This window comes from Erysipelatoclostridium sp. An173, from assembly GCF_002160495.1.
Taxonomy (GTDB): domain Bacteria; phylum Bacillota_I; class Bacilli_A; order Erysipelotrichales; family Coprobacillaceae; genus Thomasclavelia; species Thomasclavelia merdavium.
On sequence record NZ_NFKR01000009.1, the window covers coordinates 16642 to 31267 of the forward strand.

Genomic DNA, 14626 nt, shown 5'->3' on the forward strand with positions numbered 1-14626 from the left:
CAAAAAAAGAATCCCACAATTAAGTGAGATTCCCAAATTTAAATATCTTCTATTATGCTTTACCAATGCATCCAAAGATTTCCATTTTTTCTTTAACACATTGTTGAATAGCTGCAGCACCTGGTGCTAATAATTTACGAGGGTCAAATCCTTTACCTTCTAAATCTTTTCCAGCTTCAATGTATTTTCTTGTTGCTTCTTGGAAATATAATTGACATTCAGTATTTACATTGATTTTAGAAACACCTAAGTTGATTGCTTTTTTAATCATATCTTCAGGAATTCCAGTTCCACCATGTAATACTAATGGCAATTTTCCAGTTTCTTGTTGGATAGCATCTAATGCATTAAAGTCTAAACCTTCCCAATTTTCTGGATATTTACCATGAATATTTCCAATACCAGCTGCTAAGAAATCTACTCCTAAATCAGCGATCATTTTACATTCTTTTGGATCGGCTACTTCACCTTTTCCGACAACACCGTCTTCTTCACCACCGATAGATCCTACTTCTGCTTCTACAGAAACACCTTTTGCATGGCATAATTCAACGATTTCTTTAGTTTTTTCAATGTTTTCTTCAATTCCATAATGAGAACCATCAAACATGATTGAAGAGAAACCAGCATCTAAAGCAGCTTTAGCTCCTTCATAGCTACCATGGTCTAAGTGTAAAGCTACAGGTACAGTAATTCCTAATGAATCAACCATTGCTGATACCATAGCTGCTACTGTTTTATAACCAGTCATATATTTAGCAGCACCTTCAGATACTCCTAAAATTACTGGCGCTTTTAATTCTTCTGCAGTTAAAAGAATAGATTTTGTCCATTCAAGATTATTAATGTTAAATTGACCAACTGCATAATGTCCTTCTTTTGCTTTATTTAACATTTCTGTTGCTGAAACTAATCCCATAATAAATTCTCCTTTTCTTTTTTCTGTTATAATAATACTATTATTTCCTCTAAATTTCCATAAAAACAATGAGTTTTTTTTAGTTAAAAAAAGAAAATGACACTTAATCAAGTCATTACCGATAGAAAACAGCCATACAAAACAGATACCAGTGGGAAATATATCGTTTTATGGTAAATACATCGTGTCATTTTCTTTAGATACAGGAGAGATAGTACTAAAACATATATTTGGAGAACAATTAGAATAGCAATCACTCCTAACAGCCTTTTAAAGCTGGTCAAAATATTTTGACAGTTTTATTATATTATATTTTATTATTATGTCAATAATATTTTATCATTAACATTTACATAAAAAGGTGCGCTCCCACATAACACACCTTCTAATCTCTTAAAACCGTTTTATCTATAAAATTATCTTTAGAAAAATAACACAGCGTTATTCCTAAAGCCATTGATAAATTTAATGAGTCTATTTTATCTGTATGTGGTATAAAGATTGATTGGCCATAATTCAAATATTCATCAGGTAAGCCACTGCTTTCATTACCAAATACTAATGAATATTTTTTTTCAGGTATTCTAAAACGATGGATATTTTCAGCTCCCTTTAACATCAAAGGATAAATATTTCGATCAGGATATTTAGCTAAATATTCATCAAAACTATCATAATAAGCAAAATTAATATTAAATACTGCCCCCATCGAAGAACGAATTACTCGAGGAGAAAACACATCAACCCCTGGACGGATAATCGCTAAATCATTGTAACCAAAACCAAGCATAGTTCTAATAATTGTTCCCATATTACCCATATCACCAGGATTTACCAATACCACATGATTTCCATCATTTAATACACTTGGATATTTTTTTATAATTGCTATTGCAAAACAATTATCTTTTTTAGACAACTTATTAATTGTTTTATCACTCTCAACTACTTCAATATGATGCTTTTGACAAAGTTCACTAATCAAAGCTACTCCTTGGTTTAAATGTGAATTACTCTTTAGATATACTCTGATTACTTGTTCAGGTTTGCTTTTTAATAATTCAATCGTCTCAAAAACTCCTAATGTATATGTATAATCAAAATCTTTTTGATATGTTTTAATTTTCATCTGATAAACCTTTCAATAAATTAATTTGTTTCTTTAGATCAGCTTGCAATGAAATAAAATGATCTTTATCATAATCCACTCCTTGATCTATCAATTCAAATAAATCATTATATTTATCATACGCTAATTCTAATAAAGAGATTTGAATTTCTAAATCTATTTCATTATTTGCATCCTGCACAGTTCGATTTATATCTTTATATTTATCTTTAAAAACTTGATCCAAATCCACTTTTTCCTTTTTCTTTTTAAACAATCCCATTATTTAAAACCTCCTTTTAATCTTTAGTTTCTAGTAACTTACAATATGATATTACTGGTTTAGGATAATCTGGATGTTTACCAACAAACTTTTCCATCCAAATCATATCATGCCATTTATTAAATTTATAACCACATTTACTAAAATAAGCAACCTGACGATAGCCATTTTTTTTATGAAAAGAAATACTATCTTGATTATCACTACTAATACAAGCATTCATATTAATGATATTTTGCTTTTTAGTGATTTTTTCTAATTCTCGATAAAGAGCACTACCAATTCCTTGACCACAATAGTTAACATCAACATAAATCGAAGTTTCTACTGCCCAATCATATGCAGCCCTTTGTTTAAAAGCTGACGTATATGCATATCCTACAATTTGATTACCATCTTTAGCTACCAAATATGGATACTTAGCCACTGTCGTTTTTATTCTTTGTTCAAACTCCAAAAGAGTTGGCACTTTATATTCAAAAGAAATTGCCGTTTTTTCTACGTAGGGCCGATATATTTCTAATAAACGCGCAGCATCTGTTAATTTAACAGTTTCAATAACAATCATATTTATCTCCTTATCTTTTGACATTATAACACGGTCAATAATATTTAAGCAAAAATATTTAGTTTAATTACTAATCAAGTTAACAACTAAAATTTCACTATGCCTAGAAGTACGCATTGCATAGCCCCAGGTTCCCATCCCAGATGTTACAATAGCATTAAAATTTCCATCAGTTTCCATTCCATAATTTAAATCATTAACATTAATTAAATTATAAAAATATTCTAGTGGAAAAATTTGACCCGCATGGCTGTGACCTGATAATTCTAAATCAATCCCTTGTTCCTTACTAATATCGTATTCATGAGGCTGATGATCTAATAAAACTAACGGCTTATCTTTATCTAAATTACTCGTTAAATTTTCAAGAGCTACACGACTTTTCACTGAATAATCTTGCCTGCCAATTAAATATATATCATCAAGTTGTACAACCTGATCAAGTAAGACCTGAACACCAATTTTTTCTAGATTATCAACAACATTAAACTCTTTTAACGAACTACCACCTTGAAAACCAATTTCATGATTCCCCTCAACATAATAAACCGAAAAATCAGCTGCTAATTTAGAAAAAACTTCCAGTGAATAATCAAATTCTTCTTGTGTTGTTCCTTCATCATAAATATCCCCAAGCAAAACAATTGCATCAGGATTAATTTCATTAGCTTCATCATTGATCTTATCCAAATCATCCTTACCAATAGCCGTACCTAAATGAACATCAGAAACTACCATCAATCTTTTATCTTCAAAATTTTTATTTATTTCAACATCATAAGTAGTAACAACTATGTTTTTAGCATTATAAATACCATAACCACTTAAAATAATACTAATAACCAAAGCAATTATCCCACGACGATAAATCAATTTAAAATAACGATTTAATTTAGTTTTAAATAATATTAAATTAATAATATCAAAAACAATAAAACAAAAACACGTATTTACTAGAAAGCCAAATACATTCATACTAATCTGACATAAAAAAATCAATACTACAATAATTAAAAAAGTAATTAATTTAGCTTCCTTAACAGGTCGAAAAACTAAATGGGTATGATATGTCAAATAAATAGTCATTATGGCAACTAAAGCCATTTCCATTAATGTAAACCAACTCATAAGCCATCTCCTTCGATAAAACATTATACCACAGATTAGAATTATGTTATAATACTTTGCGAGGTGAAACAAATGCACAAATTAGCTTGTCCAAAATGCCATCAGGCACTAATCCAAGAAGGAAACTCATATAAATGTATCAATAATCATTGTTACGATATCGCAAAATCTAAATATATCAATCTATTATTAAACCCTGATAAAGCTTCTAATAATCCCGGCGACAGTAAAGAAAGCTTACAAGCTAGAAAAGCTTATTTAACTAAAGGATATTATGATATTATATTAAATAATGTTATTAGTCTTATTAACAAATATCAAAACAATCAACAATTAGAAATATTAGATTTAGGTTGTGGTGAAGGTTATTATACTAATGGTTTAAAGAACGCTTTTAAAAATGATAATATTTATGGTTTAGATATTTCTAAAGAAGCTATTAATATGGCTACAAAATATACTAAAGATATCTATTGGATTGTCGGTAATAGCAAAAATATCCCAATCTTAGATCACTCACTTGATTTTATTACCGCTCTATTTACTGTAGTTAATCAAAAGGAACTAGAAAGAACTTTAAAACCTGGTGGTTATATTATTCATGTAACTGCTAACCCTAATCATTTAATTGAAATCAAGGAACTGATTTATGATGAAATCAAAGTCAAAAGTGATAAATATATTCGTTTAGATTTTAAAAACGTTGAATCTTTTGATTTAGTTAAAACTATTGAAATCCCAAATCGTGAAGATGCTTTAAATCTATTGAAAATGACACCACATTATTACCATATCAAAAAAGAACGCCGTAGCGTTCTAGATACTCTTGATAAATTAAATGTCACAATTGATGTTAAAGTAACAGTTTATCAAGTATAACTGTAAAACTTTGTTTTACTAATAATAAATATATTAATATTTGTATTAACAAAACGATTGGAATACCCCATTTAAAAAGGGGTGTTTTAGTTTTATGTCTAAAAACATACATTGCAATAAGCGCTCCTACTCCACCACCAGCTATCGTTACAGCAAAAAGTGTTTTTTCAGATATTCGCCAATAATGATGTTTTGCTTTATATTTATCAGCTCCATATAAAATAAATGCAATAACATTAACAATAAGTAAATATATATAAATATGTCTATCCATCATAATACCTCATTTAGACAAAAAGATTGAGAAAATCTCAATCTTTTACTTTGAATAAAAAAACCTAACCATCTTAACAACATTCATTCGACTTTTTTCAAAAATAATCCGGGCTGGAATTCTTTTTAACTCACCACAATCTAAAAAGATAATCACCAGACCCTTTTTAGTTTCTTCATATCCAACAATAGTGACCCAATGCCACAAATCATCACGAACCGCTCGACGCCGATGAGTTAAAATCAATAATCCTAATGGATGACCATCATCAATACTGGCACAAACAATTTTGCTTGCATCAACCACTCGAGGACGACGAATGATTTGATAACTACAATCATTTAATAATTTACTAAGGCGACGGGCATAAAGATAAACATAAGGAAAACCTCGTTTACCAGGTTCCATTACCTTAAACATTTCATTCATATAATCAAGATACTCTCGCTTATCAAATTCCGTTTCCTTTTTAGTATAATATATGAAAATATCTGTAGCACTAACACTGGCACAACCTGCTTTTCTAGCCCATGAATCAATAAACCAGTCTTGATTCCCACCATGACCTATTAATTGTTTATTTTCATATACTTTAGGATAATCTAAAATCATCCCGTCCACCTCCTTTGTGCTTATTTAGCTTCTATTACCGCTTTTCTTACAGCTGGTACAACTCTTTTATCAAAAGCATCAGGAATTATATAATCTTCTTTTAACTGATCTTCAGGAATAATATTAGCAATCGCTTTAGCACAAGCTATTTTCATTTCTTCAGTAATATTATCAACTCGTCCATCCAAAGCCCCTCTAAAAATACCTGGGAAAACTAAAACGTTATTGATTTGATTTGGATAATCACTACGTCCTGTTGCTACTACCCGAGCCCCTGCTTCTAACGCTAATGATGGTTCAATTTCTGGTTGTGGGTTAGCCATGGCAAAAATTATCGCATCATTGTTCATTGTTTTAACCATTTCAGGTGTTAATACATTAGCTGCTGATACTCCAATAAATACATCACTACCTTTAATAGCATCTACTAAAGTACCATGCATTTTATCTAAATTAGTTACTTTAGCAATTTCTTCTTGAGCGTTATTCATCCAGCTTTCACCAGTACATACAATCCCTAAACGATCTACCATAGTAATGTTTTTAACGTCTAGTTGTAATAATAATTTACAAATACTAATTCCTGCACTTCCAGCACCATTAATAACCACTTTAACTTCACTCATGTTTTTCTTAACTAATTTTAAAGCATTAATCAATCCAGCACTAACTGCTATTGCTGTACCATGCTGGTCATCATGGAATACTGGAATATCTAATTCTGCTTTTAAACGTTCTTCAATTTCAAAACAACGTGGTGCACTAATATCTTCTAAATTAATACCCCCAAAACCAGGTGCAATATATTTTACTGCTTTAATAATTTCTTCTGTGTCTTGAGTATCTAAACAAATTGGATATGCATCAATATTGGCAAATTCTTTAAATAATACCGCTTTACCTTCCATAACTGGCATCGCTGCTTTAGGTCCAATATTTCCAAGTCCTAATACTGCACTTCCATCAGTTACAACTGCAATACTATTGCCTTTACCTGTTAATTCATAAGCCTTATCTTCATCTTCTTTAATAAGAGTGCAAGGTCTTGCTACTCCTGGTGTATAAGCTAAAGCCATATCATCCATACTACTAACTTTTACTTTTGAAACTACTTCTAACTTACCTTTATTACTACGATGTAATTCTACTGCTTTATCATAAATATCCATCTTTACTAACCTTCCTTTTTATAATTTGTATACAAAGTCATTATAATACAAATAGTTGACTATTTGTTGTAAAAATAAAATTATTTTATCAACAAAAAAACTAATCTTGTAAAATGGTTAATTAACCATCTTATAAGACTAGCTTATTTTAATATGTTATATCACTAACAGCCCCACAACCACTACAACGATAACCGACAACAACAACTTCATCATAAGCTTCACTATCTTGAACCCATATTGGTCGAATATTAATTGTATATCCAGCATTTTGACTACAATTTTCACTATGACCATTTTCATATCCGCATTCATTACATATCGCCACTTCGACTTCTTCATAATGTCCAGTTGCTTCAACGTGACGTACTTCAGTTATTTCTTGCCAGCTATGATGGTGAGTATTGGAATTATTATTAGATTGCTGATCATTAGAATTAGATGGTCGTTGATTAGTAGAACGCTCATTTTCAGTTTCATCATCTTCTAAAGATTCTGGGCTTGTTGCATTTTCGATTGTTTCTTCACTAACATCTGTTACTGTTCCATCACTTTTACTCACTAACTGATTATTATCACTATAAACAAAATTACCAGCATCAGCTAAAGTAATAGCTTCTTCTAAAGTGATGACATTTATTTTTTTATTAACAACAATTTCTTCAACTTCATCTTCATTAGCAGTGCTGCTTTCTTTTAAATATTCTGCCAGTTTTTTAGTTTTAGCTCCTATAGTATATTTTATTTGATAACTACCCGGAGTTGCTAAATCAACCTTCGAACCATCAACATTTATATACTTAATAATTTCACTATTACATTGAATATTATAAAAATAATTAATACCTGTAGCATTTTGAACAATATAACGATCGCTAATCCCAGTAACCAGTCCTTTTAAATCACTTTCATCATGTGTTTTTTTAATATTATTATAAATTTTATCTTCCTGTTTTTGATATACTGGTTTATCAGTCTTAAAAGTATATAAACAACCACCAATTACCGCAATTGTAATGAAACCTAAAAATACCGATGTGACTATTTGTTGTTTTTTAGTTGACCACAAAAATTTTTTTAATTTCTTTTTTATTGCCATAACGATTACCCCTTAATTTAATCTTAGCCCATCAGTTAAAAACAGTCAATTTATTTTATATCAATAATCATAATTTTTATTAGTTTTTATAGTGATTTTAAAGATTTATGATATAACTAATAACATTATTTATATCACTAAAACATCACATATGATTATATAAACCAAAAAATCTAGTACCAATGTACTAGATTTTTTATAGTATTTGATTTTAAGTTAGGAAAAAAGCCCTTGGGACGGGGCTTTTTAAATATCTGTATTCTATACGGGAAAACGAATACTATTATAGATATTTGGGACAAAAATATAATAACATATAATTAATAAAAATATTTTCAAATATTGAAAATCTATTTTCATTGTATGAAAATTTTATTAGACTGCAACTAAATAACCACCAAATTCAAAATAATCAATTTCTTCATCTTCCGATTTAAAAACAATCTTGACATATTCATCATCAATATATCGATATATTTTAGCAATCACCCCCGGTGCCATTTCTTTTTTAAAAAAAACACTCACTTCACTAAAATACTTATTATCAAATACTTCCATTGCAATAGCATCTAAGGCCCATTCAATATAACGACTATTATTCATATGCTGGTTAACATCCACATCACTATATAAAACCTGACGTTTCATTACATATGTAAGTTCTAAGTCTTTTTTTATTTCATGATAACTTTCGATAGTATATTGATACGGTTTTAATTCCGGCATCACAATACCCACTTTTTCCGGCTTAATAATTCTCCGATTTTTTAAATCAATCAATGTCCATAAAGAATACATAGCAGCAATTTCATCACCACATTCATCATTTACCCAGTAATTACGAATGAATTGAATTCTTTTCCGATCAGCTGCTCGAGTATGCAATACAATTTTCTCATCTACTTTAATCGGTCTTTTTAAAACCATCGTTTCTTTTGACAGAACAAAACCATAATGATCTCCTAATTCAGGATTCCAAATTCCAACTTTAATCGCATTTTGAGTCGCTAAATCTGATAATTTAGAAAATAAAGCTGAGATACGATAATTTCCCTTATAATCTGCTTCCTGACATTCGACCGTTAAGTTTAAGCTTGAAACAACATTTTGCATACGACCACCCTTTTCAATTAATACTATATATAATTGTATCTATATTTATTAGAAAAACAAGTTATTATTTACTAATATTACATTAATGTTTTTTTACCATATCTATCACCAATGAAGTGTTTTTTATAAAAAATAGTAATTATAGAGTTATTTTTTTAATCATTTTTCCATTTTTATGTGTTTTTTTGCTATTTTTAATAAATTTTATATAGGCTTATTACTAATTTTCTAGTATAATAATATTATTGAAAGAAGGAGTATAATTAATGGATAATATTTTTGCTGTTTTACCTATTTTGGTATTCTTGGCACTACTATGGTTTACTTATACTAATATCTCATACGCAGTTACTTTGTATCGGGCCAAGAAAAATGATCATACATTATCTTTGTGTCTAAGTGATACTGGTAAATACTTTTATATAGCGTTATTGATCTTATATTTGATTTTATTTGTAACTTGCGTTTCTTTAATGGTGTTAGCTATTCTTAATGATATCAATGATCTTTATGCACCATTAAATATTTTAACAATCGGAACAATTATTTTCTGTTATTTGTTTCAACAAATTATCTTTGTTGGACAACGTCAAATGATGATTGGACGCGTAAAACTTGATTACCGTCGTATCAAAAGAGTTACTTATCCTAAAGAAACAAAATTACGTTTTATTTATGGACAAAAATCATATGAAACAAATATACGCTTTGTTGATGATTTTAAATTAAAAAAAGCATTACAAAAAACACGTTAAGGGATACATTAAGTATCCCTTTTATAATTCTTTTGGCGTTCATGCCATTTTCTTTTTTTAATAACATCTTTTTGTTCACCAGCTAAATAACAGCGGTATAACTCCGAACGTTTCTTTACTTCCTGATTGATCTTTTTAAAACCAAATCTTTCAATTAAAGTTTTTTTACCAGAGAATAAATTCACGCCTAAACCTAATTGATCACCATCAATTTTTGCTCCTAACGCTGCTAACATCGTTGGATATAAATCAATAACTGAAAATTTTCTATTTTTACAATATTCACTTGAAATCGGACTATTAATAATACAATTATAAGGTGTTCTAATATAGTCATGATCTAAATGTTTAAAAAACTTTTCAGACATACTATTATGATCACCAGTAATTACAATCGTTGTATTTTCATACCAGCTTTGTTTTTTACACCAATTAATAAATTCATTAACCTGCTTAGATTGACAAGCAATTACATTAGCATATTGATTATCATATTTATGCTCACAACAATCACAAACATATCCATCTGGTGTATGAGTATCAATAGTTTCAATTACAAAATTAAATGGTTTATCACCAGCTGCTAATTTAGTTATATCTTCTTTAGCAAATTTGAATAGTTTTTGATCTTCATAACCCCAAAAAACAAAATAATCACTGCTAATTCGTTTCTCTTTAATCGCAGTATTATAATCAGATATAATATAATTACCATGCTGCTTATAAAAATTCGATGTACAGGCAAAGTTACTATCAGAACCCATTATTACTTCATTAACATACCCATTCTTTTCTAGTACTTCTCCAATAGTATAAACACCACTTAAAAAACTAGAATCGTTATCATATGATTTAGCAGTAATCGGCAATAATAATGGTATTCCGGATTCTTGTGCTACCATTGATGCAATAGTCCATTGAGTACCCTCTAATGTATAACTTCCACCTAGTTTATCTTGATGTGAGAAATTAATGTTATTGTTTGCTAAAACCTCTAATTCTGGCATATAAGATTCTTTTTGAGCACCGCCAGATTCTTTAGACATATATGATGTTTCTACTGATTCTAAATATAAATGAATTAAATTTCTTTTTTTATCAGGAAATGTAATATTTACATATCTAGGATCAACATAGTATTTCTCATATAAATCACTCTTTTTGACCATATCAAACACATAGCTAATAATTTGATAATTATAAATCGCATAAAATAAAGCTAAAACAACAGCAAAAATCCCAATCGTAATTAGATTTTCATGAAGATATAAATTTAATCCTTCAATCGGCAAACGAAAAAGTGTCCAGCCAATAGCAAAAGTTATTACAAGGCTGCCAGGAACAGTATGAATAAACCAATCTGCATAAATTCCATCATCAGTACCATCCATCGGGACTTTAGCATGAAAAATCATTTGATTTAATGTTTTAACCGAAAAAGTAAGATTTCCCCATCTTATCGAAGCAATAATCAATACCGCTAAAAATAGCAATATTGCTCCTACTGTCTCTTCAACAGTAACTAATTCTAATAATCTTTTTAACATTTATACCAGTCCTCTGCATTATTTCTACCCATTGTAACATAGCAATATGACGAAAACAAAATATATGTGTAAGATAACACACTTTAACATAATTCATACTATTCGCGAAATATTAACTGAATATAAACAAAAAGGCACTTTCGTGCCAATAAACGTCTATAATATTATCTAAATCATCATCAATAATTTCATCCTCATCCATATTATTGACCAATTACTTTCTTTAATTTTTTTTCAAAATCACGACGTGATAACATTACTACCGCTCCACAACCTAAACATTTTATTTTAATATCAGCACCCATTCTAATAATTTGCCATTGCATTGATTTTTTGCAAGGATGCGGCTTTTTCATTTCTACTATATCATTTAATTTATATTCCATTTTTTCCACCATTCCTTAAATAAAATGCTTCAATCGTATTTTTCATTAACATTGTAATCGTCATTGGTCCAATTCCACCAGGAACCGGTGTTATACCTTGAACAATATCTTTAACATCTTCAAAATCAACATCGCCACATAACCTATTATTTTCATCACGATTAATACCAACATCTAAGACAACAGCGCCATCTTTAACATATTCATGATTAAAATATTTAGCTTTGCCCACAGCTGCTATTAACACATCTGCTCGTTTACATACTTCTTTTAAGTTTTTAGTTTTACTATGAGCTATTGTTACCGTAGCGTTGTGATGTAAACAAAGTAAACTCACAGGTTTGCCTACAATATTACTTCGTCCAACAACAACAACTTCTTTACCGTCTAGATTATAATTAATTTCTTCTAACAAAACCATCATTCCTTTTGGCGTACAAGGAACTAAACTATGCTTTCCTAAAAATAATTTAGATATGTTGATTGGATGAAAACCATCAACATCTTTATCAGGATCAATAGCTTCAATAACTCGTTGTTCATCAATATGATCCGGTAATGGTAATTGGATTAAAATTCCATCAACACTATCATCACAATTTAATTTTTCAATTTCCAACAACAATTCATCTTCACTAAAAGAACTATCATGTTTATACATTAACGAATCAATTCCGATATATTTACAAGCGCGTTCTTTATTTCTTACATAAGTTTGACTAGCTTGATTATCCCCTATTAAAATAACTGCTAATTTAGGAACCCGTGAATATGTTTCCTTGATCTTGACTACTTCATCTTTTAATTTTTCTTTAATATTTGCTGAAATTTCTTTCCCATCAATAATCATATGAATAACCCCCTTTGATTATTACTCACCATTATACCAAAATAACTACTAGTTGCAAGTATCGAGATATTCTTTATATTCTTTTAAAATATGTTCCAATTGTTCAAAAGTATCAATTTTTGATAATTCATTTTTTACACGTGCTGAAGATTTAAGACCTTTAATATACCATGGAGCATGTCCTCTCATTTGAAACATCGCAATTTTTTCTGGTTCAATTTCCATTAAACGACGCCCATGAGCCAAACACTGGGCAATCTTTTCTTGATAAGTTGGTTCTGGTAAAACTTCACCAGTTTTCAACGATTCTACTATTTGTTTAATCAGCCAAGGGTTCCCTAAAGCAGCTCTTCCTACCATGATTGCATCAACATTAGTTTGTGCAAACATTCTTTTTGCATCTTCAACACTGCGAATATCACCATTTCCAATTACAGGAATATTCACCGCTTCTTTTACTTGTCTAATAATATCCCAATCTGCTTTACCTTCATACATTTGTGACCGAGTTCTACCATGAATCGCAATCGCACTAGCTCCAGCTTTTTCGATTAATTTTGCTACTTCAACCGCATTAATATGATCATGATCAAATCCACTTCTTATTTTAACAGTAACTGGTTTAGAGACATTTTCAACGATTCCTTTTACAATTTCATATATTTTATCTGGATATAATAACAGTTTACTTCCAGCATCTGCCTTTAATACTTTATTAACTGGGCAACCCATATTAATATCAATAATATCACAATTAGAATGTTCATCAATAAATTTAGCAGCTTGAACCATTGTTGCTACCTCACCACCAAATAATTGAATACTTACAGGATGTTCATTTTCATCAATTTGTAACATCTCAATTGTTTTAGTATTCCCATAACATAATGCTTTATCACTGACCATTTCAGAATAAACTAATCCTGCACCAAACTCTTTAATAATACGTCGAAAAGCCATATTTGTAATTCCAGCCATTGGTGCCATAACGACAGGATTTTCGATTTCTATATTTCCTATTTTAAACATTTCTCCACCTCAACGGTTATCTTAACAATATTTGAAAGAAAAATAAATATAAATGTATAAAATATTTATCTTTAACCATAATATCAATAGGTAACTTACTTTCCCCGCTATTTTCCTCCCCAAAAATAGATGTAAGTTATCTAGTTAGTTATATTCCTAAATATGTTGGTTTTCAACAATTAAAAAGAAAGGCTTCCCCCGCCTTTCTTTTTATTATTGTTTTTTACATACAAGACCACTATTTTCCTGTTGTTTTATTGTTTCATCTAATGAAACATAAACAATCTTTTTACTTTCATCAGTTGATGTAAGAACACCCGCTGCAAGTAGTTCATCAAAATCTGCTTTATCATAATCAATTTCTACATTCATTGTAATTATAGTCCCATTAACATCCCAAGATGCACTAGCTCCTTGCAATGAATTATAATCGACATTAATTGATTTCAATTGAGATAGCCAATAATCAATTGAATATTGATCACTTACATAATTAGTTACATCATAAACAACTTCTGCTTTCATAACATTTACTTTATCATTAGTTGCCTCAATAGTTGTCGTATTAGTAGTTATTTCATCAAGATTCCCTTGGCAGATAACTAAACTTTCGTCTTCGTCATCTGATTTACTATCATCTTTGTCATTATCTTCTTCTTGATTAGATACAACTTCTTTATTATTAGCTTTATCTTCATCATTATTATTGTTCATTAAAAAAAAGCCAATTCCACCAGCACAAATTACAACAACAATAGCTGCAATTATTAATTTCATTTTATTATTAGGCTTTTTATTAGGTTCAATTTCGACTTTAGCGCCACAATTAGCGCAAAACAAGTCATTTTCAGATACCTCAAAACCACACTTTTTACATTTCATCATCAATACTCCTTTTACAAAAAGA

Annotated in this window: 17 protein-coding genes; 2 read left to right on the forward strand and 15 right to left on the reverse strand. The window is 29.6% G+C overall.

What is annotated here, in order from left to right:
• Positions 1-52 precede the first annotated feature (52 nt).
• From fba to B5F09_RS05660, 5 genes are all read right to left on the reverse strand, one after another.
• Positions 53-919, reverse strand: coding sequence for a class II fructose-1,6-bisphosphate aldolase (gene fba, locus B5F09_RS05640; RefSeq protein ID WP_087298601.1), 867 nt, complete (start codon positions 917-919; stop codon positions 53-55).
• Positions 920-1304: 385 nt separating this feature from the next.
• Positions 1305-2048 (reverse strand): TrmH family RNA methyltransferase, encoded by a 744-nt coding sequence (locus B5F09_RS05645; RefSeq protein ID WP_087372448.1) that lies wholly within the window; start codon positions 2046-2048, stop codon positions 1305-1307.
• Positions 2038-2310, reverse strand: a complete 273-nt coding sequence (locus B5F09_RS05650) for a hypothetical protein (protein ID WP_087298603.1) — start codon at positions 2308-2310, stop codon at positions 2038-2040. The genes B5F09_RS05645 and B5F09_RS05650 overlap by 11 nt, the downstream gene beginning before the upstream one ends.
• A gap of 16 nt (positions 2311-2326) precedes the next feature.
• Positions 2327-2878 carry a GNAT family N-acetyltransferase gene (locus B5F09_RS05655; protein ID WP_087372451.1) on the reverse strand — a complete coding sequence of 184 codons (552 nt, stop codon included), beginning with the start codon at positions 2876-2878 and terminating at the stop codon, positions 2327-2329.
• Positions 2879-2941: 63 nt separating this feature from the next.
• Entirely contained in the window at positions 2942-4006 is a 1065-nt protein-coding gene (locus B5F09_RS05660) for a metallophosphoesterase (RefSeq protein WP_087372455.1), read from the reverse strand.
• A gap of 72 nt (positions 4007-4078) precedes the next feature.
• Here B5F09_RS05660 and B5F09_RS05665 point away from each other — a divergent pair, with 72 nt between their 5' ends.
• On the forward strand, positions 4079-4885 hold the full coding sequence (locus tag B5F09_RS05665) for a methyltransferase domain-containing protein (RefSeq protein ID WP_087372457.1): 807 nt from the start codon (positions 4079-4081) through the stop codon (positions 4883-4885).
• On the opposite strand, the gene B5F09_RS05670 is transcribed toward B5F09_RS05665, so the two are convergent.
• The 5 genes from B5F09_RS05670 to B5F09_RS05690 form a co-directional block, all read right to left on the reverse strand.
• Positions 4860-5159: a DUF1294 domain-containing protein gene (locus tag B5F09_RS05670; protein ID WP_087372460.1), complete on the reverse strand. Its 300-nt coding sequence runs from the start codon at positions 5157-5159 to the stop codon at positions 4860-4862. The genes B5F09_RS05665 and B5F09_RS05670 overlap by 26 nt on opposite strands.
• A gap of 45 nt (positions 5160-5204) precedes the next feature.
• Positions 5205-5771 (reverse strand): hypothetical protein, encoded by a 567-nt coding sequence (locus B5F09_RS05675; RefSeq protein WP_087372463.1) that lies wholly within the window; start codon positions 5769-5771, stop codon positions 5205-5207.
• Between the two features lie 20 nt (positions 5772-5791).
• On the reverse strand, positions 5792-6940 hold the full coding sequence (locus B5F09_RS05680; protein ID WP_087372466.1) for an NADP-dependent malic enzyme: 1149 nt from the start codon (positions 6938-6940) through the stop codon (positions 5792-5794).
• A 148-nt stretch (positions 6941-7088) separates the two neighbouring features.
• On the reverse strand, positions 7089-8039 hold the full coding sequence (locus B5F09_RS05685) for a hypothetical protein (protein ID WP_087372469.1): 951 nt from the start codon (positions 8037-8039) through the stop codon (positions 7089-7091).
• Between the two features lie 375 nt (positions 8040-8414).
• Entirely contained in the window at positions 8415-9152 is a 738-nt protein-coding gene (locus B5F09_RS05690; protein WP_087372471.1) for an acyl-[acyl-carrier-protein] thioesterase, read from the reverse strand.
• Between the two features lie 266 nt (positions 9153-9418).
• Here B5F09_RS05690 and B5F09_RS05695 point away from each other — a divergent pair, with 266 nt between their 5' ends.
• Positions 9419-9907, forward strand: coding sequence for a hypothetical protein (locus tag B5F09_RS05695; RefSeq protein WP_087372474.1), 489 nt, complete (start codon positions 9419-9421; stop codon positions 9905-9907).
• A gap of 8 nt (positions 9908-9915) precedes the next feature.
• Here the strand turns inward: B5F09_RS05695 and B5F09_RS05700 are convergent, their stop codons facing one another.
• The 5 genes from B5F09_RS05700 to B5F09_RS05720 form a co-directional block, all read right to left on the reverse strand.
• Positions 9916-11454, reverse strand: a complete 1539-nt coding sequence (locus B5F09_RS05700; protein WP_087372477.1) for an LTA synthase family protein — start codon at positions 11452-11454, stop codon at positions 9916-9918.
• A 203-nt stretch (positions 11455-11657) separates the two neighbouring features.
• A complete protein-coding gene (locus B5F09_RS05705) occupies positions 11658-11852 on the reverse strand; it encodes a DUF951 domain-containing protein (RefSeq protein ID WP_204215235.1) in 195 nt (64 codons plus the stop codon).
• Positions 11830-12690: a bifunctional methylenetetrahydrofolate dehydrogenase/methenyltetrahydrofolate cyclohydrolase FolD gene (folD, locus tag B5F09_RS05710; RefSeq protein WP_087372480.1), complete on the reverse strand. Its 861-nt coding sequence runs from the start codon at positions 12688-12690 to the stop codon at positions 11830-11832. The genes B5F09_RS05705 and folD overlap by 23 nt, the downstream gene beginning before the upstream one ends.
• 48 nt (positions 12691-12738) lie before the next feature.
• Positions 12739-13719, reverse strand: coding sequence for a tRNA dihydrouridine synthase DusB (gene dusB, locus B5F09_RS05715; RefSeq protein ID WP_087298616.1), 981 nt, complete (start codon positions 13717-13719; stop codon positions 12739-12741).
• 213 nt (positions 13720-13932) lie between these two features.
• Entirely contained in the window at positions 13933-14601 is a 669-nt protein-coding gene (locus tag B5F09_RS05720; protein WP_239404263.1) for a DUF1307 domain-containing protein, read from the reverse strand.
• Positions 14602-14626 lie beyond the last annotated feature (25 nt).